This window comes from Polynucleobacter sp. MG-6-Vaara-E2 (assembly GCF_018687695.1).
Classification (GTDB): Bacteria; Pseudomonadota; Gammaproteobacteria; order Burkholderiales; family Burkholderiaceae; genus Polynucleobacter.
In genome coordinates this window covers 205922-230363 of record NZ_CP061303.1, presented here as the reverse complement: position 1 = coordinate 230363, position 24442 = coordinate 205922, and the positions used below count along the sequence as shown (strand labels likewise).

At 46.1% G+C, this 24442-nt stretch carries 22 protein-coding genes; 6 read left to right on the top strand and 16 right to left on the bottom strand.

The features are described 5' to 3' along the window. Position 1: 1 nt before the first annotated feature. The 5 genes from holA to ICV38_RS01200 form a co-directional block, all read right to left on the bottom strand. The gene (holA, locus tag ICV38_RS01220) at positions 2–1063 is read right to left on the bottom strand and encodes a DNA polymerase III subunit delta (RefSeq protein ID WP_215381958.1); all 1062 of its coding nucleotides are present in this window, start codon (positions 1061–1063) and stop codon (positions 2–4) included. Positions 1064–1081: 18 nt separating this feature from the next. Beyond that, positions 1082–1609 (bottom strand): LPS assembly lipoprotein LptE, encoded by a 528-nt coding sequence (gene lptE / locus ICV38_RS01215; protein WP_215381957.1) that lies wholly within the window; start codon positions 1607–1609, stop codon positions 1082–1084. Between the two features lie 28 nt (positions 1610–1637). Next, positions 1638–4310, bottom strand: a complete 2673-nt coding sequence (gene leuS / locus ICV38_RS01210; RefSeq protein WP_215381956.1) for a leucine--tRNA ligase — start codon at positions 4308–4310, stop codon at positions 1638–1640. 47 nt (positions 4311–4357) lie between these two features. Continuing rightward, a complete protein-coding gene (gene dapB / locus ICV38_RS01205) occupies positions 4358–5158 on the bottom strand; it encodes a 4-hydroxy-tetrahydrodipicolinate reductase (RefSeq protein WP_215382670.1) in 801 nt (266 codons plus the stop codon). An 81-nt stretch (positions 5159–5239) separates the two neighbouring features. Further along, positions 5240–5887 (bottom strand): outer membrane protein assembly factor BamE, encoded by a 648-nt coding sequence (locus ICV38_RS01200; RefSeq protein ID WP_251368169.1) that lies wholly within the window; start codon positions 5885–5887, stop codon positions 5240–5242. Positions 5888–6011: 124 nt separating this feature from the next. Here ICV38_RS01200 and fur point away from each other — a divergent pair, with 124 nt between their 5' ends. Then, a complete protein-coding gene (fur, locus tag ICV38_RS01195) occupies positions 6012–6467 on the top strand; it encodes a ferric iron uptake transcriptional regulator (protein WP_068949652.1) in 456 nt (151 codons plus the stop codon). Between the two features lie 113 nt (positions 6468–6580). On the opposite strand, the gene gap is transcribed toward fur, so the two are convergent. After that, positions 6581–7609 (bottom strand): type I glyceraldehyde-3-phosphate dehydrogenase, encoded by a 1029-nt coding sequence (gap, locus tag ICV38_RS01190; protein ID WP_215381954.1) that lies wholly within the window; start codon positions 7607–7609, stop codon positions 6581–6583. Positions 7610–7644: 35 nt separating this feature from the next. Beyond that, positions 7645–9648 carry a transketolase gene (tkt, locus tag ICV38_RS01185; protein ID WP_215381953.1) on the bottom strand — a complete coding sequence of 668 codons (2004 nt, stop codon included), beginning with the start codon at positions 9646–9648 and terminating at the stop codon, positions 7645–7647. 43 nt (positions 9649–9691) lie between these two features. Here tkt and ICV38_RS01180 point away from each other — a divergent pair, with 43 nt between their 5' ends. Beyond that, positions 9692–10453, top strand: a complete 762-nt coding sequence (locus ICV38_RS01180; protein ID WP_215381952.1) for a 16S rRNA (uracil(1498)-N(3))-methyltransferase — start codon at positions 9692–9694, stop codon at positions 10451–10453. Between the two features lie 32 nt (positions 10454–10485). Here the strand turns inward: ICV38_RS01180 and ICV38_RS01175 are convergent, their stop codons facing one another. Then, positions 10486–11106, bottom strand: coding sequence for a barstar family protein (locus ICV38_RS01175; RefSeq protein ID WP_215381951.1), 621 nt, complete (start codon positions 11104–11106; stop codon positions 10486–10488). A 128-nt stretch (positions 11107–11234) separates the two neighbouring features. Beyond that, positions 11235–13556 carry an NADP-dependent malic enzyme gene (locus tag ICV38_RS01170; protein WP_215381950.1) on the bottom strand — a complete coding sequence of 774 codons (2322 nt, stop codon included), beginning with the start codon at positions 13554–13556 and terminating at the stop codon, positions 11235–11237. A 105-nt stretch (positions 13557–13661) separates the two neighbouring features. On the opposite strand from ICV38_RS01170, the gene thiL reads away from it, so the two are divergent. The 3 genes from thiL to ICV38_RS01155 are packed head-to-tail and all read left to right on the top strand — an operon-like array spanning position 13662 to position 15735. Continuing rightward, on the top strand, positions 13662–14672 hold the full coding sequence (thiL, locus tag ICV38_RS01165; RefSeq protein ID WP_215381949.1) for a thiamine-phosphate kinase: 1011 nt from the start codon (positions 13662–13664) through the stop codon (positions 14670–14672). After that, complete coding sequence (locus ICV38_RS01160) at positions 14669–15238, top strand: phosphatidylglycerophosphatase A (RefSeq protein ID WP_215381948.1); 570 nt, start codon at positions 14669–14671, stop codon at positions 15236–15238. Before thiL ends, ICV38_RS01160 begins: the two co-directional genes overlap by 4 nt. Positions 15239–15240: 2 nt before the next feature. Beyond that, on the top strand, positions 15241–15735 hold the full coding sequence (locus tag ICV38_RS01155; RefSeq protein WP_371819235.1) for a CinA family protein: 495 nt from the start codon (positions 15241–15243) through the stop codon (positions 15733–15735). A gap of 1 nt (position 15736) precedes the next feature. Here the strand turns inward: ICV38_RS01155 and corA are convergent, their stop codons facing one another. Further along, positions 15737–16702: a magnesium/cobalt transporter CorA gene (corA, locus tag ICV38_RS01150; protein ID WP_215381946.1), complete on the bottom strand. Its 966-nt coding sequence runs from the start codon at positions 16700–16702 to the stop codon at positions 15737–15739. Between the two features lie 73 nt (positions 16703–16775). Here corA and pyrF point away from each other — a divergent pair, with 73 nt between their 5' ends. After that, entirely contained in the window at positions 16776–17615 is an 840-nt protein-coding gene (pyrF, locus tag ICV38_RS01145; RefSeq protein WP_215381945.1) for an orotidine-5'-phosphate decarboxylase, read from the top strand. Between the two features lie 13 nt (positions 17616–17628). On the opposite strand, the gene mtgA is transcribed toward pyrF, so the two are convergent. From mtgA to mpl, 6 genes are all read right to left on the bottom strand, one after another. Further along, positions 17629–18396, bottom strand: a complete 768-nt coding sequence (gene mtgA, locus ICV38_RS01140) for a monofunctional biosynthetic peptidoglycan transglycosylase (protein WP_215381944.1) — start codon at positions 18394–18396, stop codon at positions 17629–17631. A 25-nt stretch (positions 18397–18421) separates the two neighbouring features. Next, positions 18422–19327, bottom strand: coding sequence for a shikimate dehydrogenase (gene aroE / locus ICV38_RS01135; RefSeq protein ID WP_215381943.1), 906 nt, complete (start codon positions 19325–19327; stop codon positions 18422–18424). A 42-nt stretch (positions 19328–19369) separates the two neighbouring features. Continuing rightward, positions 19370–20098: an energy transducer TonB gene (locus ICV38_RS01130; protein ID WP_251368168.1), complete on the bottom strand. Its 729-nt coding sequence runs from the start codon at positions 20096–20098 to the stop codon at positions 19370–19372. 139 nt (positions 20099–20237) lie between these two features. After that, complete coding sequence (locus tag ICV38_RS01125) at positions 20238–22250, bottom strand: ribonuclease catalytic domain-containing protein (RefSeq protein WP_215381941.1); 2013 nt, start codon at positions 22248–22250, stop codon at positions 20238–20240. Positions 22251–22252: 2 nt separating this feature from the next. Next, positions 22253–22987 carry a 3-oxoacyl-ACP reductase FabG gene (gene fabG, locus ICV38_RS01120; RefSeq protein WP_215381940.1) on the bottom strand — a complete coding sequence of 245 codons (735 nt, stop codon included), beginning with the start codon at positions 22985–22987 and terminating at the stop codon, positions 22253–22255. A gap of 43 nt (positions 22988–23030) precedes the next feature. Then, positions 23031–24428: a UDP-N-acetylmuramate:L-alanyl-gamma-D-glutamyl-meso-diaminopimelate ligase gene (mpl, locus tag ICV38_RS01115; RefSeq protein WP_215381939.1), complete on the bottom strand. Its 1398-nt coding sequence runs from the start codon at positions 24426–24428 to the stop codon at positions 23031–23033. Between the last annotated feature and the right edge of the window lie 14 nt (positions 24429–24442).

Sequence of the window (24442 nt, the reverse complement as noted above, 5' to 3'; positions counted from 1 at the left end):
ATTACCGTAATAAGTTTCCAACTAAACGCAGACCATCCCAAGGATCGGCCGGCAATTCTGGGGCAGAAAGCCCTTTCACCTGCCGATCAAGCCCAGCAGCAACCTGCATCGCTCTGCGCAACTTCAGTGGCTGCACCCTTCTTAATGCGGCTGGGTATAGGCGCTCTTTATTTCCCCAGATTCGATTCACCCGTATGAGCTGCTGGACTGACTCCCCCGCATCGCTGGCTACCTTTAATTTAGATAGTAGCCTAAGCTCTTCAGTCACGCTCCATAGAATCAAAACCAAAGGCTCACCTTCGCCTTTTAGGCCATCCAACATCCGATTAAGCCGAGGTAAATCGCCTGCAAGCATCGCTTCAGTTAATTCAAATACGTTATAACGAGCTACTTTTAAAATTGACGACCGTATCTGCTCTTCAGTTAAAACGCCTGTGGGGTAAAGCAAACCCAACTTCAGAATCTCTTGATGAGCAGCAATAAGGTTTCCCTCCACCTGATCTGCAATGAACTCTAGTGCACGTTGACCTTCAGGGCCGCCCTCGACTTCTTGATTCTGCAACCTCAATCGGCTTGCAATCCATCTTGGTAAATGACTGCGATCTAAAGAATCAATTTGAATTGCCATACCAACATCATCCAACGCGCTAAACCAAGCAGAAGTCTTGGTTTTGCTATCTAATCTTGGCAGCACAATGCACACCACAGTATCTGGACCATCTGCTGCGCTTACTTGCGACTCTATTTGCGCGGCAAACTGTTTCAAAGCATCAGCACCATCGCGGCCTGGCTTGCCAGTTGGGATACGCAACTCCACCCAACGCTTATCCCCAAACAAAGACATTGTTTGACCGGCACTCATCAGAGCGCTCCAATCAAATCCCCGTTCTTGCAACATGACCTCGCGCTCAGTAAAACCAAGCTTCTTAGCAGCAATACGTAATTGATCCATCGCCTCCATCATCAACAATGGCTCGTCACCACTAAAGACATAGAGGGGAAGCATTGCACCTCCAGAACTCAAGGATTTGAGGTGCACTTGCAGGGCATCAACTTTGACCATGCGAGTCTTTATCTATCTTTAGAAGGATTTAGTTCGAGGTGCTTTGGCTGCAGCAGAAACGCGGCGTAATATTTGAATCGCCAGATCCTTACGCATCAAAGACAGAAATTGCTGTTGCTGAACATCTGTTGCCAACACGGTTGTGTTGGAGAAGTCCATATCGCGAGTCATGTAGATTTCACTATCAGGGATAACTTCTGCTCCTGCAACGTCATAAGCACGAAAGCCCACACGAATATTCAAACGGTATGCAGAAACTTGGCCAGCGGAGTTATACGCCAAAATCTCACGTCCACTGAGATCGTTTGTAATCTCCAAAATTAAATCGGCGTCTTTTGGATTAATTGCCACCTTCACATCCGTACCCTGCAAAATGGCAGTTTGAATATCAGCGCGTAATGGTGGTGATGGATTGCCGGTGATGGCAATTGCCTTGAATGGCAAATCTACCATTCCCCGTAGGCGATAGCCACAAGCGATCAAACCGCTGACCGGCGCGCTGACGATAAAACCCAACATTGCACGACGAAGTAGGTTTGCGCTCATATCTTTAGTTTCTCGAATTTTTCTACGGCTATGCAACGATATTAACCAAACGACCCGGCACCACAATTACTTTTTTGGGGGGACCACCATTGAGCGCCTTCACTGCAGGTTCACTCTGTAAAGCCAAAGCTTCAATTTGCTCTTTGCTAGCCTCTGCTGGCACTTTAATTTCGCCCCGCAATTTGCCATTGATTTGCAACATCAAGGTGATTTCAGTTTGAATGAGGGCGGATTCATCCACAGCAGGCCATGGTGCATCTAACAAAGGTCCAAAAGTCTTGGGGTAACCCATATCTTTCCAGAGCACATGGGTCAGATGCGGCACAACTGGATAAAGTACGCGCAATAAGATGCTGAGACACTCACGCAACACTGGCGCACTAATCACAGTACCTTGATCCAGTTTAATTGGCTCTAGAACATTTAGCATCTTCATTGCTGCAGACACGACTGTGTTGTACTGACGACGTTGATAGTCAAAATTAGCCTGCTTCAAAATTGCATGGACTTCACGACGCAAATCTTTCTCAGCATCATTCAGGTTAACTTCAATAGCGTCTTGAGCATCACGAATCGCATTTGCTTGACTGCTTGAATACATCCATACACGACGTAAAAAGCGAGAAGCGCCATCAACGCCAGCACCAGACCATTCCAACTGTTGCTCTGGTGGGGCTGCAAACATCACAAATAAACGTGCAGTATCAGCACCATATTGGTCAATCAGAGCTTGCGGATCAACGCCATTATTCTTGCTCTTGGACATCTTCTCAACGCCACCAATGATCACCGGTGTGCCTGAGGAATCGCCTTTTAATTTAGCGCCCCGTGGTCGACCTTTTTCATCAAGATCTAACTCAACATCAAGAGGGTTAAGCCAAGTTTTCTTACCCGATGATTCTTCGGAGTAATAAGTCTCATTAAGAACCATGCCCTGCGTCAAGAGATTCTGAAATGGTTCATCAAACGTAATCAGATTCAGGTCGCGCATGACCTTAGTCCAGAAACGCGCATACAGCAAATGCAAAATCGCATGCTCAATACCGCCAATATATTGATCCATTGGCATCCAATATTCATTACGCTCATCAACCATGGTCTTCGCATCGGGACCGGTGTATCGCATGAAATACCAAGAAGAATCTACAAAGGTATCCATCGTGTCAGTTTCACGTCGCGCAGGCTTACCGCACTTCGGACACTTCACATTTAAAAATTCAGCACGCTTATTCAAAGGATTGCCACTGCCATCTGGAACACAATCTTCAGGCAGCGCTACTGGCAAGTCTGACTCAGGTACGGGAACTGCACCGCAACCAGGATTAGCTTCATCACCACAATGAATGATTGGAATTGGTGTACCCCAATAGCGCTGACGAGAAATACCCCAGTCACGCAAGCGATAGGTAGTCTTGATTTCTCCGATACCCATCTTCTCTAAATCTTGAGCCACTGCACTGACAGCTTCTTCATGTGAGAGGCCATCGTATTTGCCACTATTGAAGCAAACTACGCCTTCTTTTTGGGCATACCAATCCTCCCAGTGAGTAGCATTAAACATAGGTGATTCACCTTTCAGCGCAACCACTTGTTTAATTGGCAAGTCATATTTAAGAGCAAAGGCAAAATCGCGTTCATCATGAGCGGGAACGCCCATGACCGCGCCATCACCATATGACATCAATACATAATTACCGACCCAGACAGGAACAGGCTCATGGGTTAAGGGATGAGTGACATACAACCCGGTGAACATGCCTTCTTTTTCTTGAGTCGCCAAATCAGCCTCAATCACACTGCCCGTTTTGCACTTCTCAATAAAAGCAGCAAGCGCTGGATTATTTTCAGCAGCCTTTGTCGCCAATGGGTGCTCTGCTGCCACTGCGCAGAAAGTAACTCCCATGATGGTATCTGCACGAGTAGTAAAGACATGCAACAAACCGTCTTGAATAAAGTTTCCATGCGCATCAGCAATCTCATGCTTAAAAGCAAAGCGCACGCCGCGACTTTTGCCGATCCAATTTTGCTGCATGGTTTTGACGCGCTCAGGCCAACCTAAACCATCTAAACCAGAGAGCAATTGCTCTGCATAAGCAGTAATGTTGAAGTAGTAACCTGGAATCTCGCGCTTTTCAACTAGTGCACCTGAACGCCAACCACGACCATCAATCACTTGCTCATTTGCCAATACTGTTTGATCGATTGGATCCCAGTTCACAACCTGAGTCTTGCGATATGCAACGCCTTTTTCAAGCATCTTCAAAAAGAGCCATTGATTCCAGCGATAGTAATCAGGACTACAAGTTGTAACCTCTCTTGACCAGTCAATAGCCAAACCCATCGCCGCCATCTGCTTTTTCATATAAGCAATGTTGTCGTAGGTCCATTTTGCTGGAGGCACTTTATTCTGAATCGCTGCATTTTCTGCAGGCATACCAAACGCATCCCAACCCATTGGCATCAAGACGTTATAGCCCTGCATACGAAGTTGACGCGCCATCACATCATTTATCGTGTAGTTACGCACGTGACCCATATGCAACTTACCAGATGGGTAAGGCAACATTGAGCAGGCGTAATACTTTGGTTTTTTCTTACCGTCTGCACCTACTGCGTTTTCAGCTACTTGATAGACTTGCGCACTTTCCCAATCAGCTTGTGCTGCCGCTTCAATACTGCGGTAGTCGTAATCCTTACTCATTCAAAACAACTCTTTTCTAATGTAATTATTGATTTTTATTAATCTGATTATTTGCGCAAGCCAAGCACATCCTGCATGTCATAAAGACCTGAATTTTGTCCTTGTAGGAAGCGTGCTGCACGCAAAGATCCTTGCGCATAAGACTGGCGGCTTGAAGACTTATGACTAATTTCAATACGCTCGCCATCGCCAGCAAAGAGTACGGTGTGATCGCCCACGATATCGCCACCACGAATGGTGGCAAAACCTATAGATCCTTCTTTGCGTTCGCCAGTATGACCCTCACGTGCATACACAGCAACGTCATCGAGCTTTTCGCCAAGAGCATCTGCAATAACTTCACCCATCTTCAATGCAGTGCCTGAGGGGGCGTCTACTTTATGGCGATGATGTGCTTCAATAATTTCAATGTCGTACCCTTGATTGAGCATCTTGGCTGCGATCTCTAGCAGCTTAAATGTAGCGTTCACCCCCACACTCATATTAGGGGCGAACACAATTGCTAACTTAGCAGCTGCCTTTTTCAAATTTGTAATTTGATCGGCGCTTAATCCGGTAGTGCCAATAATCATCTTTGTGCCGGTCTTTTCAGCGACAGCTAAATACGCCATAGTGCCTTCGGGTCTTGTGAAATCAATCAGAAACTCTGCATTAGCCAGCACAGCAGCGATATCTGATGAAATTTGTACACCGGTCTTTTTACCCAAAAATGCTCCAGCATCTTCACCAAGTTGCGGGCAAGATGCATGTTCAAGCGCACCAACCAGTTGGGCATCTGCCGTATTGAGAACCGCCTCAATCAACATCTTGCCCATACGACCAGTTGCTCCAGCAATTGCAATCTTCATCATGTGTTTCTTCGCTTCTTATTAAAGTGTCTAGAGATGCTCAATAGGGGTTTTATGGCATCAATGTATAAATCATTCCTACTACTTTTTCTCAGTCGCTGGTGGTGTATTCATAGCACCAGGCCCTAAAGGTTCAGGCTGCACAACTTGACCATCTGATGACTTAGAAAAACTAAAGTAATCCCAGAATGAGCCTGTACTTGCAGCAGGCACCGGTGGGACAGCAGCGCCCTTAGATAAGTTATCCGTTGGGCTTGGCACCAGCAATTCTGGCTGCTGCAATGGCGGTGTAACTGGCGGCTTGTTTGAACCAGTAACGACATCCCAAAATGAACGCTTCGTTTTAGCGTAGTTATCAATCTCAGCAACCAACTCTACGTCTGTCGGCAGAGCATCACCCTCAAACTTCACCACCTTATCGCCGTCAAAATAGACAGTTACATGGCGCTCTTTGCCTACACGTTGACCGGCGCGCTTAAATTCGAAAACATAATCCCAGCGATTGGCATGGAAATAACTCGCTAATAACGGGGTGCCCAAAATCTGACGCACTTGCTCGCGTGTCATGCCCAGCTTTAATTTGGCATATTGCTCACTGGAGATAAAGTTACCTTGAACAATGTCAGGAACATAGGGTTGGAAAACTTTATTCATCCAGGCGCGCTGAGTTTCATCAACTGCAGTAGAGCACCCAGCAACTCCAAGTAGGCTAACTAAGGCAACCGCCAACAATCCCCCGCGGGAGGATATGGAAAGACCCCTCAAAAGCGGGTTCAAAAAGCGACTAAAAAGTTCAAGGCAATTTTGCATGGCTGGCCGTATCATTAAGACATTGATTTTAGCTCCCAAAGCCATGAATACGAACCAAAACCCCACTCCTGAAAATTTGCGCGATATTGGCCTAAAAGCCACCGGTCCGCGAATGAAAATCCTTGATTTTTTTCATCAAAATGGGGGCACGCACTTTAGCGCTGAAGACGTCTTCATGGCCTTAGCCAAGGATGATCAAGAAATCGGTCTAGCCACTGTCTACAGGGTGCTTACCCAGTTTGAGCAAGCAGGTCTTCTACTTCGCAGCCACTTTGAGTCTAGCAAGGGTGATAGCCGCGCTATTTACGAGCTCAACGAAGGCCGTCATCACGACCACCTGGTTTGCTTAGATTGCGGTCATGTTGAAGAATTTGTCGATGAAGCCATCGAGAAACGCCAACGAGATATCGCTAAAAACCTTGGATTTAAGCTCCAAGAGCACTCTTTGGCAATGTACGGGCATTGCCAGAAGAAAAACTGCCGAAATAAGCAAAAATAAGTTCTTTTCTGGGTGCTTTAGCTGGATTTCAGAAGCCTAAATAAGAAAAAAGACCTCAAATTGAGGTCTTTTATACTTTTTACAGACTTTTAACAACAATTAGCGACTTTTGTTCACTTTACTGCCATTAGTGCTTCAGCAGCATTGAGCATTTGAACTGAATAACCCCATTCATTGTCATACCAAGCCAATACCTTCACCAACTTGCCGTCGGCGGAAACACGCGTTTGGGAAGCGTCATAAATACTTGGACGCGGATCATGGTTAAAGTCGATCGAAACCAAAGGTAGGGTGTTAAAGCCCAAAATACCTTTGAGCTCGCCTTCGCTAGCGGTCTTCAAAATCGAATTCACTTCATCAACATTAGTAACGCGGCTAGCCGCAAACGTAAGATCTACGACAGAAACGTTTATTACAGGAACGCGCATGGCAAAACCATCAAAGCGTCCCGCTAACGCTGGCAAAACTAATCCAACCGCTTTTGCTGCACCAGTCTTTGTTGGAATCATGCTGGACACAGCAGAGCGTGCGCGACGCATATCCTTGTGATAGACATCAGTCAATACTTGATCATTAGTAAAAGCATGAATGGTTGTCATCAAACCAGACTCAATACCAATTTTTTCTAACAATGGTTTTACTAAAGGTGCCAAACAGTTAGTAGTACAGCTTGCGTTGGAAACAACGACGTCGCTTGGCTTAAGAACATTTTGATTAACACCATACACAATGGTTGCATCCACGTCTTTTTCACCAGGAGCAGAAATCAATACTTTTTTAGCGCCCTGCTGAATATGAATCATCGCTTTTTCTTTAGAGGTAAACTTACCAGTGCACTCTAAAACTAGATCTACACCTAACTCACCCCAAGGGATTTCAGCAGGATTGCGTGTACAAAACATCTTGATACGATCACCATTAACCACCATGTAATCGCCATCAACAGAAACTTCGGCAGGGAAACGGCCATGCGCAGAGTCGTATTGGGTTAGATGGGCGTTAATCGCAATATCACCCATCGCATTGATTGCAACAATCTTGATGTCACGGCGTGGCTTACCGTTCAATTGATCTTCATACAAGGCGCGCAATACCATACGACCAATACGTCCATAACCATTAATTGCGACACGAATTGTCATTTATTTCCCCTTACTAATATTGAATATGTTTTGCGTTACTTCTTTGCGATGCATTGTTTAACAGTCTTGGTAATTTGATCAACCGTTAAACCAAAGTATTCATACAACTGACCAGCAGGCGCAGACTCACCAAAGGTATCCACACCATGGACAGCTGCACAACCATACTTCCACCAGAAATCGCTCACACCTGCCTCAATCGCAATACGCGGAATATTGGCCGGCAACACTTTAGTTTTATAAGTAGCATCCTGCTGATCGAAAACAGTAGTCGAGGGCATCGATACAACACGAACACCCATTTTTCCTGAGCTCTCTTTTTCAAAACGTTCTGCCGTCTGTAATGCCAGCGCAATTTCAGAGCCAGTGGCAATAATGACTGCATCAATCTTTCCAGACTTTGGATCTCGTAAGACATAGCCACCGCGAGCAATCTCTTTAATTTGTTGGCTATTACGAGAAACAAATGGACAGTTTTGACGACTAAAGATCAAGGCGCTTGGGCCATTTTTTCGCTCAACCGCTGCGCCCCAAGCAACAGCGCTCTCAGTCGTATCGCAAGGACGCCAAACCATCAGATTTGGGATGAGACGTAAGCTAGCTACATGCTCTACAGACTGGTGGGTTGGGCCATCTTCACCAAGGCCAATAGAGTCGTGGGTAAAGACAAAAATGCTACGCAACTTCATCAATGCAGCCATACGAATAGCATTGCGGCTGTAATCAGAGAAAGTGAGGAAGGTGCCACCAAATGGAATATAGCCACCGTGCAAAGCGATACCATTCATGATGGCGCTCATGCCAAACTCACGAACACCGTAATTGATGTGATTACCCCATTGATCGCAACGTACTGCTTTACATGCCGACCAGTTTGTTAAGTTCGAACCTGTTAAGTCTGCAGAACCACCCATAAATTCTGGCAAAGCTGGAGCTAATGCTTCAATCGCATTTTGACTTGCCTTGCGCGTTGCAACAGTTTCTGCTTTAGATTGACATGTCTTCAAATACGCATTGAGCGTAGATGCAAAATCTTTTGATAAGTCGCCCTGCATGCGACGTTGCAATTCAGAAGCAAGTTCTGGGAACTTATTTTTGTACTTCTGGAATTCTTTATTCCACTCATGCTCAGCAGCTTGACCGCGCTTTTTGAAATCCCAAGCATCATAGATATCTTGCGGAATTTCAAAGGGAGCATATGGCCAATTCAATGCCACACGAGTTGCTGCAATCTCGGTAGCTCCCAATGGAGAGCCATGGACTTTATCGCTACCAGCCATATTCGGTGAGCCTTGACCAATCGCAGTTTTACAACAAATTAATGTTGGCTTAACACTCTTTTTGGCTACTGCAATCGCTTTTGAAACAGCCTCCGCATCATGACCATCAACATCTCGAGTCACATTCCAACCATAGGCTTCAAAACGCTTGGGGGTATCTTCATTAAACCAAGAAACAACTTTGCCATCGATAGAGATACCGTTGTCATCCCAGAGCGCAATCAACTTATTCAGCTTTAATGTTCCAGCTAATGAACACACCTCATGACTGATACCTTCCATTAAACAACCATCGCCTAAAAACACATAGGTGTAGTGATCAATGATATTGAGGCCAGGACGATTAAATTCTTCTGCAAGCAACTTTTCTGCAAGCGCCATGCCAACAGCATTCGAGATTCCCTGACCGAGTGGGCCAGTGGTCGTTTCTACACCCGGCGTAATTCCGTACTCAGGATGTCCTGGAGTTTTACTATGCAATTGACGGAAATTTTTTAACTCCTCAATTGGTAAGTCGTAACCAGAAAGATGCAAGAGTGAATACAACAACATCGAGCCATGACCATTGGATAAAACAAAACGATCGCGATCCATCCAATGGGGATCTGTAGGGTTATGCTTTAAGTGATCATTCCATAACCCAACAGCAATGTCGGCCATTCCCATCGGCATACCAGGATGACCTGAGTTTGCCTGCTGAACTGCATCCATGGATAAGGCGCGAATGGCATTAGCCATGCGAATTTGAAGGTTTGACATCGTAAAAGTGGTCTCTAGAAAATTAATTGACTATATTTCAGTAATGCCTCAATTTTATCTTCCCGGACCATGGGAATCCCAAAAGCCCACCGCCCTCACCCCAGAGGTTGCCCACCATTTACGCGTTAGGCGCGTTCAGGCTGGTGAGTCTTTTCCAGTATTTGACGGAAAAGGGCAAATTGCTCAGGCGGAACTTCTGTCTTTGAGTAGAAAAAGTGGTTTAGCCCTAATCAGCGAAATCCGGACCGACACCCATCGAGAGACCCCTTATGCCATTACTTTGGCCCAAGGCTTGGCTGGTGGAGACAAAATGGATTGGATTGTTGAAAAAGCCGTAGAAACTGGCGCCCAAGCCATCGCTCCAATGCAGTGTGAGCGATCCATTCTGAGGCTTACCCGCTCAAGCGATCAAGAGCGTGCTCTAAAGCGTCTGGTTCACTGGCAAGGGATCATTCAAGCTGCATGCGAACAATGTGACAGAACAGTACTTGCGCGGCTTGAACCGATCCAAACTTTTGCAGACTACTTAAAAACAAGCCCAAAGCCTGCACTCAAACTATTGCTCAGTCCAGATGCCACAAAAAGCGTGTACTCGGTTTTGATGGAAAACGACCCACAAGATATTGTCTTAATGATTGGGCCTGAAGGTGGTCATACACCCGAAGAAGAGGCTCAAGCGCAAGCTGCAGGCTATCAAATCGTATCCTTAGGAGAACGGGTTCTACGCACCGAAACAGCTGGGGTTGTAGCGATTACAGCGATACACAGTGTTTGGAACCCTGAAATACAAAATCGCCTCAAGTAGAGGCGATTTCAGGGGTTCAAAGACTTTTGCTATTAGGCAAAAGAGTAGAACACGCGATACGGCGTACGACGCTCAGCCCAATAATCCACGGCATCACGGAATACATCTAGCAAGGTCTCGCGAGCTTCTTTATCAAATTTTTGAGTGCAAGGTAAACCTTCGAGCACAACTACGAAGCCCGGTTGTTGACCGGCTTTATCAGTAGTTGTCGTCAAGGCATCCAACAAAGGATCAAAGTTTTTTGCTTGCTGTTTTGTAAAAGAGTAAGCAATTGCAATCGCCTCAAGAACCTCACCTTTGGTCATTGCATTGGTGCAATTCGCGTAGATGAAGTGTTGGCCTAGTTCTGTAGCCGCCTCCTGTAAATCTGGTGTACGGAAAGCACGAATAGATTGCACGATGTTAGTGCGCACGCTGCGCAACATAGCCGGTGGTCCGGCATCACGAACGGCCAAAGCGGCACGCCAAGAAGCTGTCACTTTTTTCCCCGAAACTTGATTTGCTGCATAGGTTTGTAAACGAGATAAACCACCCTGGGCATAGACATTGGCAGCGGACGATTCGGTTTCTAGACGATCATTGCTGTCCCAACTTTCAGCGCGGCTATGTTCGTCGAAGCTAGCTGTATTGGTGTTTTCAGAGCGATTATTCATGATGGGTGCTAGGTTACCCTTAACAAGCCATCAAATCAAGCCCAAATACAGGTCTTTTTATATAACTTATTGATTTATATAGAATTAATTTATGTAAGTTAGTGATAACTTACATAAATTAGAAATCCCTAAGAAATACCTCTAGCGTTGCTTGCCGCCTCAACTACAGCCAATGTTGTCACGTTCACAATTCGACGAACGGTCGCAGCTGGGGTCAAAATGTGAATTGGCTTGGCAACACCTAACAGCAGAGGTCCGATCGCAATACCATTTCCTGCAGCCGTTTTGAGCAAGTTATAGGAAATGTTTGCCGCATCGATATTTGGCAGAACCAAGAGATTAGCATCACCCTTCAATGATGATGAAGACACGGCACCTTCACGAATAGTTACATCGAGTGCGCTATCTCCGTGCATCTCCCCATCCACCTCTAAGGTTGGATCTGCATTTTTCAATAAAGCCAATACTTCGCGCATCTTGACTGCAGATGGGGCATTGCTAGAACCAAAATTTGAATGCGACAAAAGTGCAACTTTTGGCACCAAGCCTAACTTACGCATTTCGCTTGCGGCCATCAAAGTCAACTCAGCCAATTGTTCTGCAGTTGGATCGATATTGATGTGGGTATCCACCAAGAATACTTGGCGGCCAGGCAAAATCAAACCAGACATTGCGCCATATACATTTGCACCTGGCTCACGACCGATCACCTCATCAACATACTTAAGGTGTGTCGCTAAATTACCGACCGTGCCAGAAATCATGCCATCAGCCATGCCTTTTTGAATCAATAGGCTGCCAATCAAACTATTGCGACGTCGCACTTCAAGCTTAGCAAATGACTGAGTTACACCTTTACGCTCCGTGAGCCCGAGGTAGGTTTGCCAGAAATCACGGAAGCGGGAATCATTTTCTGGATTAACAATCTCAAAGTCATCGCCTGCCTTCATGCGTAAGCCAAACTTCTCGATACGATGTTCTATCACCGCTGGGCGACCGATCAGAATTGGAGTAGCTAAATGCTCATCCAGAATGATCTGTACTGCACGCAATACGCGCTCATCTTCACCCTCTGCAAAGACAATGCGTTTTTGATTTGCAGGAACCCTCTTCGCAATACTGAAGAGAGGCTTCATCAAAGTACCAGAGTGATACACAAACTGTTGCAACTGATTGCGATAAGCATCGAAATCTTTAATTGGGCGAGAGGCAACGCCATCATCCATTGCTGCTTTAGCGACTGCAGGAGCGATCACTGTAATCAAGCGAGGATCAAATGGCTTTGGAATCAAATACTCGGGGCCAAAAGATAGATTTTCAATTCCGTAAACTGAGGTCACCACTTCACTTTGTTCTGCTTGGGCTAACTCTGCAACCGCTTTTACAGCAGCAACTTCCATGCCACGCGTAATAGTCGTTGCACCAACATCTAAAGCGCCACGGAAAATAAATGGGAAGCACAACACGTTATTCACTTGATTCGGATAATCAGTACGGCCAGTTGCCATCACCGCATCAGGGCGAACAGCTTTCACTTCTTCCGGCAAGATTTCTGGGGTTGGATTTGCAAGGGCATAAATCAATGGCTTATCTGCCATCTTCTTAACCATGTCTTGCTTCAATACACCACCAGCAGAAAGACCCAAGAAAATATCCGCATCAGCAATCACTTGATCCAAAGTACGCAGATCAGTCTCTTGACAGAACGGCTCCTTCTCTGGATCCATCAATTCTTTACGACCTTTGTAAGCGACGCCAGCTAGGTCAGTTACCCAAATGTTTTTACGTGGAATACCTAAATCAACCAATAAATCCAAACAAGCCAGAGCGGCCGCGCCTGCACCAGAAGTAACGAGCTTCACATTACCAACATCCTTGCCAACAACCTTCAGGCCATTGAGGATCGCAGCCGCAACCACAATCGCAGTGCCATGCTGATCATCATGAAAGACCGGAATCTTCATGCGTGCTTGTAATTTACGCTCAACTACAAAGCAATCTGGCGCTTTAATGTCTTCTAAATTGATACCGCCAAAAGTGGGCTCAAGTGCCGCAATAATTTCTACGAGCTTCTCAGGATCGTTTTCATTTACCTCAATATCGAAAACATCAATACCAGCAAATTTCTTAAACAGAACTGCTTTACCTTCCATCACTGGCTTGCTAGCCAATGGACCAATATTTCCTAAACCTAGAACAGCGGTACCGTTTGTAATCACGCCAACTAAATTGCCACGAGCGGTGTACTTAAAAGCATTTGCGGGATCTTTCACAATCTCTTCGCAAGGCGCTGCAACACCTGGTGTGTAAGCAAGCGCTAAATCACGTTGGTTGGTGAGTTGCTTAGTTGGGGCAATCTCGATTTTTCCAGGAACCGGAAACTCGTGATACTGAAGGGCAGCCTCTCTTAAAGCCGCAATCTGTTGATCTTTGCTATTTTCTTTGCTCATCCACTAACTCACTTAGTTCTGTTTAATCTTCGCTACTTGAAGACTTGTAAGCCATTAATTCTATTCCTCTCTCGCATTGCACCCCCAAGAGCCATAAAATGAGGCATGCATTCTGATTCTGGCCCAATGGGCGAATTCGATCTCATTGAACGTTTTTTTAAAACGGGGAGCGCTTCGAACTCTACCCTGAGTTTGGGTATCGGTGATGACTGTGCCCTGATAAAGCCTTTGCCTGGAGAAGAAATAGCGATTACCAGCGATATGCTGGTCGAAGGGCGGCATTTCTTTGTTGGCACAGATTCTGAGCATTTGGGCCGCAAAGCCCTTGCTGTAAACCTCTCTGACCTAGCTGCAATGGGCGCCAAACCCCTGGGATTTACTTTGGCGATTGCCCTGCCAGCAGTTGATACGCAATGGCTAGAAAGCTTTTCTAAGGGCTTGTTTGCAGTCGCCAATCTATTTTCTTGTCCGCTAATTGGTGGTGACACTACTGCCGGCCCCTTAACCATCTCAATTACCGCCATCGGCAGTGTTCATCCTGAAAAAGCCATTCGTAGATCAGGGGCAAAAATCGAGGATGATATTTGGGTTTCAGGAACGATTGGCGACGCAAGGCTCTGTCTTGCTGCATTGCGTCATGAAATCAAGCTCTCTGAAGACGAACTGAAGACTGTTGAGCACCGCATGCATCAACCTACACCAAGGGTTGAACTTGGACTCAAACTTGGAGGCATAGCAAATGCTGCTCTAGATATTTCTGATGGCTTGCTTGGGGATTTAAAACATCTATTGAAGCAATCAAAAGTGGATGCAGAAATTTTTTTAGACAATCTTCCCAAGTCAGCGACGCTGCAAAAGCAAGATCTTGCAATCCAAAATCAGTTTGCTGCTAGCGGTGGTGATGATTACGAATTGTGCTTTACTGCCCCAGTCAAGCAACGTGATGTCATCCAAGAAATTGGTAAATCCTTAAAGCTCCCTCTCACACGTATAGGTTGTATTACTGCTAAGCAAAATGAGCAATCGGCCATTCACATTATCGGTACAGATGGAAATGTCATTGGTGATGCTGATGCTGCTGCACTCCTCAAATCTTTTGACCACTTTGCGCAATGACAAATCACCATCCACCTGAAGTAACGCCGAACTTTACGTGGATGTTAAAGGCAGCTAGTCGCACTTTAGCTTTTGGTTTTGGTAGCGGTCTAAGCCCCATAGCGCCTGGGACTGCAGGTACTCTTTGGGCCTGGGCAGCTTTTTTGATTGCAGAATATTTCCTGTCCTCAGAAGCGTTTTTTTGGATCATTGGCAGTAGCTTAGTGTTGGGTTGCTGGATCTGCGGCAAAGTCAGCGAAGAATTGGGTAGAAAAGATTTTGGGGGAATTGTTTGGGATGAAATGGTAGCTTTTTGGTTGGTATTGGTATTCATCATGCCAACTAACCTTTGGATGCAAATCCTAGCATTCGCATTATTCCGATTTTTTGATGCCGTCAAACCTGGACCGATCGGCATGATTGATCGCCATTTTAAAAATACAGAAAACTCCGATACACCATCTAACTCACTACAAATATGGTGGCATGGATTTGGCATCATGGTGGATGATCTTGCAGCAGCTCTCTTCACTCTCTTAATCATCGCTCTTACGCTAGTAGCAATTACTCATATGGGATGGGCTTAAATATGCAATCACTGCATACCGTTAAAACCTTAGCAGAAATTTTGCTCGCTAAAAATTGGAAGATTGCAGTAGCTGAATCTTGTACTGGAGGCTTAGTCTGTGCCACCCTCACTGATTTGGCAGGCTCAAGCGAGTGGTTTGAGCGCGGCTATATTACCTATAGCAACGCAGCTAAGGAGGACAGCCTGGGGGTTCCATCTAAGCTCATTCAATCCTTTGGAGCTGTCAGCGAGCAGGTTGCCAAAGCAATGGCAGAGGGTGCGCAACTAAGTTCCGGAGCCAATGCTGCCATTTCTATTACTGGCATTGCAGGTCCAATGGGTGGCTCAGCAGAAAAACCGGTGGGAACCGTTTGCTTTGGCTGGGCTATTCATAACGATAGTGGCGAAAACAGGGTGTTAACAAAAACCATGCACTTTGATGGCGATCGTCAAGCGATCCGCGAGCAAGCTTGTAATTACGTATTGAACGAATTAGCTAAACTACTCGAAAATTAAATTACTTCATCCACCCTTTGTGATGGAAGTACCACAGAGGAATAATCGCAGAAATGCACATAGCAATAATAGCCATTGGGTAACCCCAAGTCGCATCGAGCTCAGGCATATGCTTGTAGTTCATGCCCCAGATACTGGCCAGTAAAGTAGGTGGCATTAAGGCAACAGATACCACCGAGAAGATCTTGATAATCTTTGATTGATTCAAGTTAATAAAACCAACTGTCGCATCCATTAAGAAGTTAATCTTGTCGAATAAGAAAGCAGTATGGTTCTCGAGAGAATCAATATCACGCAAAATTTGACGCGCTTCTTCTTGCTGTTCATCAGAGAGTAACTTACTGCGCATCAGAAAGGATAAAGCTCTGCGGGTATCCATCACATTACGACGAATACGTCCGTTGGTATCTTCTTCTTTTGCAATCGTTTCAAGAACTTGCTCAGCATCAGCGTCATTAATATCATCTTGCAAGACGCGTTTACCTGCTTGCTCCAGATTTTCATAAACTTCTTCCAATGCATCTGCAGAATACTCAGCATCTGTGGAATATAAATCGAGCAATACGTCTTTAGCATTGCTCACGGAGCCTGGGCGTAAACGTGCACGCAAACGCACTAAGCGGAATACGGGCAGGTCTTCATCATGAATAGAGAACAGCACTTGCTTGGTAAGAACGAACGCAACGCGCACGTTGCGAGAAGTTTCTTCTTCATCCAACAAGAAATCAGTACGAATATGGAGGTGGCCATCATCGGCCTCAAAATAACGAGCGGAAGCTTCCAAATCACCCAAGTCATCCAACTCAGGTAAAAGCACTCCAAAAGCCTCTTTAATCCAAATAAGCTCTTCTTCCTCTGGATCAACTACGTCAATCCAGATAGGATTGGCATATTGCAATAATTCATTGCGATCTTCTACTTGCTCTTGAGAGAGGCGGCCATTTTGCAGGACGAACAAGTTGATCATGGTGAACTCCTAAGGAATGTGCGCTAGTTTATCCTATAGAGGATGACAGTCTCACTAAAATAAGCTAATTACAATGAACTCTCGCTCAAATACCTTTAACCAGCAACTCCAGTCTGCATGGGCTTCCCAAGGCAGCATGCTGTGTGTTGGTTTTGACCCAGATCCTAAGCGCTTACCCCCAGCACTTCAGGGGAAACCTGAGGGGATCTTTGAGTTCTGCCGTGAGATCGCAGATACTACGGCAGATTTGGTATGCGCCTTTAAACCCCAATTTGCTTACTTCGCCTCCCAACGAGCAGAAGCCCAACTTGAAAAGTTAATTCGCCACCTCAAAGATAAACATCCCCATATCCCTGTAATTCTGGATTCCAAGCGAGGGGATATTGGCAGTACAGCTGACCAGTATGCTCTTGAGGCTTTTGAGCGCTATGGCGCAGATGCGATCACCGTAAACCCATACATGGGCTTTGACACGATTGAGCCCTACCTCAAACATCATGGCAAAGGCGTCATCGTCTTGTGTCGCACCTCCAACCCTGGTGGATCAGATTTGCAGTTTTTAAATGTTTCGCCTAATGGTGAACCTTTGTATTTGCATGTTGCCAAATTGGCTGCAACCCAATGGAATGCCTCAGGACAAATTGGCCTAGTCGTTGGCGCAACCTTCCCAGAGGAGATCGCCAAGGTTCGAGCAATTGTTGGCGAGATGCCTTTGCTCATTCCTGGCATTGGTGCTCAGGGTGGCGATATCGAAGCCACTGTGAAAGCTGGGAGCATTCCTGGCAAACCCGGTGCTGGCATGATCATCAACTCTTCAAGAGCGATTTTGTATGCGAGTTCGGGAGATGATTTTGCACAAGCTGCTAGGCAAGCTGCCCAAAGCACAAGGGATGCCTTAAGCACTGCCACCTAAAAATACCTCAAACCTACTTCGTATTTTTAGTTGTGGTCTTAGGTTGAGGCATGGGCGCCAAAGCAACTCGACCCATATTTTCCAGAATAAATTCCTGGCGAGCAGGATAATTAATGCTTCCTCTACGGCAATACTGTTCTTTATCAAAACACTTTGGCGCCGGCAGTGCCGAGGCTAGAGCCGCTGACTGATCTAGATCTAATACCGCGGGAATTGTGGCGTAATAGTGGGCCGAAGCCGCTCCAATACCGAAAATACCCTCGCCCCACTCTACTGAATTGAGATAAATTTCAAATAATCTTTGCTTTGAAAGCATCAACTCCAAGAGCCCAGTAATGATGAGCTCCTGTCCTTTGCGGAAATAATTTTGCTCAGAGGATAAAAATAAATTTTTAGCAAGTTGTTGGGTAATGGTTGATCCACCACGAAGAGGAGTTTTAGTTTTTCCGCCAAACACTGATTTATGCTGGCTGTGCTGTTGATTTTTTTCCCAAGCTTTTTGCATATCTTCAACACGAACTCCTTTGTGCTGAAAAAAGATATCGTCCTCACTCACTAAAACCGCACGCTTGAGATTATTAGAAATCTTGTCATAGGGAGTCCACACGGAATACACCGGGCAGGACCAATGCCAAGTACATAAACGCCAACGCTCAGCCCTCTGAAACGCTGTGCTACCAGGATCAACACTAAGCCATAAACCGATCTGAACAGCAAAATACAGCTGCATGGCAATAAAACCAGCCAATAAACATTTAACTATGTAAGTAATCCAGCGCATGCGTGAAAGAAATGTGCAGGTGAAATTAACTGCGTAACTTAGCTAACACGGCTCGCGGGTCAATCTGGTTTGCAAGATTAGCTCCACGCCAGAGCAGGAATGCATCTGCAGCTTGTTCGACCAACATCCCTAGACCATCACTAATGCGCGCACCGCGCTGTAATGCCTGCTGCATAAATGCTGTAGTTTTGCCATAGACCATGTCGTAAGCAAATGAGCTAGGAGTAAAGATATTCCCAACGGCAAGGGCACTCAATGGAGATTCATCTGATAGGCCAGCAGCAGTGGCATTGATTACCAAATCAAATGAATAGGGTGTTTTTTCAGAGTTCTCCAAATCAGCTAACGTTCTTGATTCCAGCGCAACCTCTTTTGAGGCCGCTAAATTTGCAAAGATTTTGACTAACTCATCCGCTTTAGCGCTTGAACGATTGGCAATCACCAGGCATTTAGGTGATTGGTCTAGCAATGGCCCAATCACGCCACGCGCAGCACCACCAGCACCTAAGAGCAGAATGCGGGATTCATGAAGAGCAATGCCTTGCGCCAAGAGATCGCGTACCAAGCCAGCGCCATCTGTGTTGTCGCCATGAATTTTTCCGTCCTTGAACCACAAGGTATTGACTGCGCCAGCCAACTGAGCTCGTGTAGTCAATTGATCCGCAAATGACTGAGCATCTAACTTAAACGGCACAGTCACATTCATACCCTTACCCCCAGCAGCAAAGAAAGTCTTCGCTGCTTTAGTAAACCCATCTAACTCAGGCTGTAAACGACCATAGAGGATCGCCTGTTTCGCTTGCTGAGCGAACTGCTGATGAATGAGAGGAGACTTGCTATGACTGATTGGATTGCCTACAACCGCATAAACGTCGAGGCCCAAATGATGACTTGGGTCAATTTGCAGATCGGCGGATGAATTTGAATTCATGATGACTACAGAATAAGCGAATTTTTCAAAAATGAGGCTGTATTAATGCTTCAATTCCAAATGATCATTACCCTCTCTGGTGAAGTCAAATGTGGAGATCCAATCTAGTACATCAATTTGATTGCGCATCTCTGATGGGAATGGGCCAAATGGAGCAGATGCACGAACAATCGCTAAAGCTTGGCGATCTAATTCAGGGTTGCCTGAACTTCGCCCAATAGAGATGCCATCCTTGCCTTGGGCATTACTGGTAATGCGTCCCTGTGAATCAACACTCACAACAATCACCAGACTACCGTAAAGAGGTCTGCCATTAGCGCGAGGAAAGAAAGTGCTGCCATAGGCTTCAATCTTTTGGCGCATTGCATCGAAATAATGGGCAAAAGTAACTGACTTTGTATTGGCTCCCGTAAGCACTTTGCGACGAGGCTCACGGCCATTTACTTGTAAACGTTTAGCTAACTCTGCCTCTAGAGAGTTTAATTGGGGGGCAATCGCTTGATCATCACTCTTACGCCCACCAGATTTTGAACGTAGCTCCTCTAACTTGGTCAACATTTGTTTTTGCTGTTTTTCCAAAACTTCGAGGCGCGCTTCCGCCCCCAGTCGTGCACGATGCAACGCAGTGGCATCTTGATTTTCAGAGTTACCGCCGCCCTGCAAATCAGCCTGCGCTAATTTATTGGCCTGCTTTGGGGGTGTCTTGTTGCTCGCATTTACCAAGACAATGCTTAATGGAATATTGAGTCGGCGGTTTTGAAGTTCACTCATACCCCAACGAAAGGACAGAAATAAGATATGAATGAGGAGCGATACACAAAGTGCCAAACGAAATGGATGGCGCTTCCAAGCATTCCGAAAATAGAGCAGCGCCCGATTCAATCTCTCTGAGTGAGGCAATTGCAAAGACTTAATCTGGGCTAGCATCTTCTTCTACTTCTTCAGCGGCTTTTGCCTCTGGCTCTACTTTGACTTCAATACCCAGCACCCTCACTGTAGCATTTAATTGCAGCAAATCAACACCATTAACCACAACTTCTGCACGCGTCATACGAGGATGAGTTGCTAATTCGGGGATGGGTAAATGCAAGGGGACAAGCTCGACCCTCGACATACCCTCTTTTAAATGACGAACATGGACAGTTTTTGCATCTTCATCTTGCGCAATCCAACGCAAGCACCAATACTTTTCCAAGCGATCCTGAAACTCACCATAAGCTTGATAACAAGACTCAAAATCAGCAGCGATTCCCATGAGAGTCGCATCTCGTGGCGGAAATGGTGCAACCATTTTTGCCGTCACTCCATGCTTTGCTAGCGCAATTAGCTGCCACTGATTAACGAGGTCAGAGTAGCGACGCAAAGGAGAAGTACACCAAGCGTAGTAATCCAGACCTAAACCCTCATGGGGTCCAGGAGTGGTTTGCATACGAGTTCGCAATGGCCCCCAACCTTTCTGGGTTCTAAACAACCCTGGCAATCCATGATCTGCTAGTAATTGGCCTGAAGCGCTATTACAAAAGATCATCCACTCGGCAACAATCGTATCGAGGATTGAGCCACGCTGACGCGGAATAATCTCTACGCGCTGCGCTCCATCCACGTCTTGAATCTGAAAATGAAAGTCTCTTGCTAAGGCATTAGAGTCAACGACTCCCAACTGCTCTGCACGAAGACCATTGGCAATCCGCTTTTCTTGTCGGCCAGCATGTAAAAGTTTAGCTGCACGCCACAAAATAGAGAGCTCTTTGCGATACGGATAGCTGACAGCTTCATCGGTCAAACTCTCTTCACTGACTAAATGCTCAATATTCTCCAGACGAAGATTGGCAACCATTGGCACCATCTCTGCGCGCATTTGTAAAGTATCTCGGTTTGCAATCCCGGCTGCATCAATGTCCACATATATTGAGAGCGCCGGCCTAGCCGCACCCTCGTCTAGTGAAAATTGTTCGATAACTGAATCAGGCAACATGGTGATTTTGTCGCCCGGGAAGTAAACGGTAGACATCCGATTGCGTGCCACCTGATCCAAAGGATCATCTTTAGCTATCGCCAAACCAGGAGCTGCAATATGAATTCCCACTCGATGACCACCCTCCGGCAACTCAGTCACAGAAAGGGCATCGTCAATCTCGGTTGTCCCTGAATCATCAATGGAGAATGCTTGTACATCAGCTAAAGGTAGCTCTGCAATCGCTGCGTCATACGCTGTTTGATCGATGCCAATATTGGCATGATGTGCAGCGCCATTTGGGAAATGCGCCTTGAGAAACAATCCTTGGTGATATGCCAAAGGAGAATCAATGGCGCCACACCGAATCATCAACTGAGCAGGAGATTCACCTGTCTGCGTGCATGCTGCAATGAGGGCTTTATAGGCAGATGTATTTTTATCTGGCGAGAAGAGTAATTGCTGCGCCGAGGATTTCAAGGTCTCTGGGAAATTACCGGCAATCAACTCCTGCTGCCAAACTGATTGCTGCTCTAACTCCTTTTGCTTACGCTCTAGTGCTGCTAAGCCTGCCTGCAACTGCTCTAGTGGCGCTCTTTGAAAACGCCCTCTGCCTTTACGACGGAAAAACACTGGAGCGCCCTGCAAAGCAATGGCTAAAGCTGCTTGCTGAGCAATCGTAGCCTGAGAACCAAAGTACTCAAGCGAAACATCTACCAAGCCAAACTCTTCTTCAGGAGCGCAATCCCATAGCAATTGCAAATCAATATCTTTTGATAAAACGAGCGCTTCATCCATTACAGCCTGCGCTTCTGGCTTTTCAAAACGTAACCAAACCTCTTTCGCTTTGAGCTTTATCTTCTTGCCAGAAAGACTTGTCGCCTGCCAGGATTCGGAATCGCCAGATCCGGTTGCAGACTGTACGGTAGCGATTTTGATATCGCCACCCTCTTCATATAAAAGGTTCATACCTAGAGGGAAATCCCGCCGCTAGCTTCTAGCGCAACTCCATTAACGTAGCTAGCCTCTTCGCTAGCCAGAAATAGGTATACGTTGGCCATTTCTTCTGGAGTGCCGAGGCGACCCAACCAACTGCGACGCTCAATATCTTGCAAAATATTTTCAGGCATCGCTTTGACCATCTCCGTTGCTATAAAACCAGGGCAAACTGCGTTCACCCGAATCCCTTTAGGTCCAAGCTCACGCGCCCAAGTCTTGGTAAAGCCAATCACGCCAAACTTGGTTGCTGAATAGTTGGTTTGACCAAAGTTGCCGTATAAACCAACCATGCTAGAAGCATTCACAATGGCGCCAGATCCAGCCTCAAGCATATGTGGGACAACCAATTGAGTGCAGTTAAATACACCCTTGAGGTTGACATCAATGACGCTATCAAATTGCGCTTCCGTCATTTTGATTAAGCGTGCATCTTGCGTAATGCCGGCGTTATTAATCAGGATATCAATGCGTCCATGTTTTTGCATGATCTGATCAACCACAGCTTGGATAGTGGCACGATCAGTGACATTCATTGCATGCGCTTGAGCATTGGGGATTTGAGCCTCAGCAGCCTCAGCGGCTTCAAGATTGATATCCGTAATGATTACCTTTGCACCCTCCTGTGCAAAACGTTTGGCGGTCGCAAAACCAATCCCTTTTGCGGCACCAGTAACAATTGCCACCTTATCTTTTAATCGATCACCCATGTTTTGCTTTCGGTCTTGATTTATGAAGTTGCAATGAATTGTTCTAAGCGGAAATGGCTTTGAGTATTTTTTGGTGTACCCCACCAAAGCCGCCATTACTCATCACCAAAATATGGTCACCTGGCTTTGCTTCTTTGGCTACTGCTGAAACTAGGGCAGCAAGATCATCAAATGCATCGGCTTTGCCAGCCTCTTTTACATTAAGTGGGGATAGCACTTCTGCCAAATCCCAACCCAAAGATTCCTTCCCACTATTGGCACCGAAGGCAAAAACTTTATCCGCTTGCTGCAAGCTATCAGGTAACTGAGCCTTCATCACCCCCAGCTTCATCGTATTTGAACGTGGCTCCAATACCGCCAAGATCCGAGCTTTACCTACCCGACGACGTAGACCATCTACTGTTGTAGTAATCGCAGTCGGATGGTGGGCAAAATCGTCATATACCGTGATGTCATTTGCAACACCAATAGTTTCAAGGCGACGCTTTACGTTTTTAAATTCAGCTAATGCCCGTGCAGAATCCACAGGTGAAATACCAATATGGTTTGCAGAAGCGATTGCAGCTAGCGCGTTGAGTTGATTATGTCTACCCATCACTCCAGAGTCTGAGGCCCATTTCACAGTAGCCACTTCTTTGCCTGACTTGCGCACAATAAATCCATCACTCTCTTGCGAGATCAGGGACCATTCATTATTGAGATCTTGTCCGAAGCGCTCTACTGGAGCCCATTCACCCCGGGTGACCACTCGCTCCAAGGCTGGCTCTTCGCCATTCACCACCAACAGTCCATCACCAGGAACGGTACGCACCAAATGATGGAACTGAGTTTCAATCGCAGCAAGATCAGCAAAAATATCTGCGTGATCAAATTCCAAATTATTTAATAAAGCAGTCCGTGGCCTGTAGTGAACAAACTTACTGCGCTTATCAAAAAAGGCAGTGTCGTACTCATCAGCCTCGATCACAAAATATTGACCTTCCCCTAGGCGCGCTGACACAGTGAAATTGAGCGGCACCCCACCAATCAAATATCCCGGCTTGTAACCGTTAAATTCCAGAATCCAAGTGAGCATTGCTGATGTAGTGGTTTTGCCATGAGTGCCAGCTACCGCCAATACATGTCGTCCGTATAAAACCTGTTCTCCTAGCCATTGAGGACCAGAAATATAAGGCAAGCCCTGGTTCAAAATAGCTTCCATCAAAGGATTGCCTCGAGAAACCACATTGCCAATCACAAATAAATCAGGCATGGTCTCAAACTGCAATAATTGATCTGGTGAGAATCCCTCAATGAGTTCGATGCCCTGAGCCTCAAGCTGCGTGCTCATTGGTGGATACACATTGGCATCACAACCTGTTACACGATGTCCGGCTTGCCGAGCGATTGCGGCAATGCCGCCCATGAAAGTACCGCAAATGCCCAAGATATGTATATGCATCAGCGAATTTTAGC

Bases quoted from the DNA above. Each gene is read 5' to 3' on its own strand.
- holA (WP_215381958.1), bottom strand. From the start codon at position 1,063: ATGGTCAAAGTTGATGCCCTGCAAGTGCACCTCAAATCCTTGAGTTCT.
- lptE (WP_215381957.1), bottom strand. From the start codon at position 1,609: ATGAGCGCAAACCTACTTCGTCGTGCAATGTTGGGTTTTATCGTCAGC.
- leuS (WP_215381956.1), bottom strand. From the start codon at position 4,310: ATGAGTAAGGATTACGACTACCGCAGTATTGAAGCGGCAGCACAAGCT.
- dapB (WP_215382670.1), bottom strand. From the start codon at position 5,158: ATGAAGATTGCAATTGCTGGAGCAACTGGTCGTATGGGCAAGATGTTG.
- fur (WP_068949652.1), top strand. From the start codon at position 6,012: ATGAATACGAACCAAAACCCCACTCCTGAAAATTTGCGCGATATTGGC.
- gap (WP_215381954.1), bottom strand. From the start codon at position 7,609: ATGACAATTCGTGTCGCAATTAATGGTTATGGACGTATTGGTCGTATG.
- tkt (WP_215381953.1), bottom strand. From the start codon at position 9,648: ATGTCAAACCTTCAAATTCGCATGGCTAATGCCATTCGCGCCTTATCC.
- ICV38_RS01180 (WP_215381952.1), top strand. From the start codon at position 9,692: ATGCCTCAATTTTATCTTCCCGGACCATGGGAATCCCAAAAGCCCACC.
- ICV38_RS01175 (WP_215381951.1), bottom strand. From the start codon at position 11,106: ATGAATAATCGCTCTGAAAACACCAATACAGCTAGCTTCGACGAACAT.
- ICV38_RS01170 (WP_215381950.1), bottom strand. From the start codon at position 13,556: ATGAGCAAAGAAAATAGCAAAGATCAACAGATTGCGGCTTTAAGAGAG.
- thiL (WP_215381949.1), top strand. From the start codon at position 13,662: ATGCATTCTGATTCTGGCCCAATGGGCGAATTCGATCTCATTGAACGT.
- ICV38_RS01160 (WP_215381948.1), top strand. From the start codon at position 14,669: ATGACAAATCACCATCCACCTGAAGTAACGCCGAACTTTACGTGGATG.
- ICV38_RS01155 (WP_371819235.1), top strand. From the start codon at position 15,241: ATGCAATCACTGCATACCGTTAAAACCTTAGCAGAAATTTTGCTCGCT.
- corA (WP_215381946.1), bottom strand. From the start codon at position 16,702: ATGATCAACTTGTTCGTCCTGCAAAATGGCCGCCTCTCTCAAGAGCAA.
- pyrF (WP_215381945.1), top strand. From the start codon at position 16,776: ATGAACTCTCGCTCAAATACCTTTAACCAGCAACTCCAGTCTGCATGG.
- mtgA (WP_215381944.1), bottom strand. From the start codon at position 18,396: ATGCGCTGGATTACTTACATAGTTAAATGTTTATTGGCTGGTTTTATT.
- aroE (WP_215381943.1), bottom strand. From the start codon at position 19,327: ATGAATTCAAATTCATCCGCCGATCTGCAAATTGACCCAAGTCATCAT.
- ICV38_RS01130 (WP_251368168.1), bottom strand. From the start codon at position 20,098: ATGAGTGAACTTCAAAACCGCCGACTCAATATTCCATTAAGCATTGTC.
- ICV38_RS01125 (WP_215381941.1), bottom strand. From the start codon at position 22,250: ATGAACCTTTTATATGAAGAGGGTGGCGATATCAAAATCGCTACCGTA.
- fabG (WP_215381940.1), bottom strand. From the start codon at position 22,987: ATGGGTGATCGATTAAAAGATAAGGTGGCAATTGTTACTGGTGCCGCA.
- mpl (WP_215381939.1), bottom strand. From the start codon at position 24,428: ATGCATATACATATCTTGGGCATTTGCGGTACTTTCATGGGCGGCATT.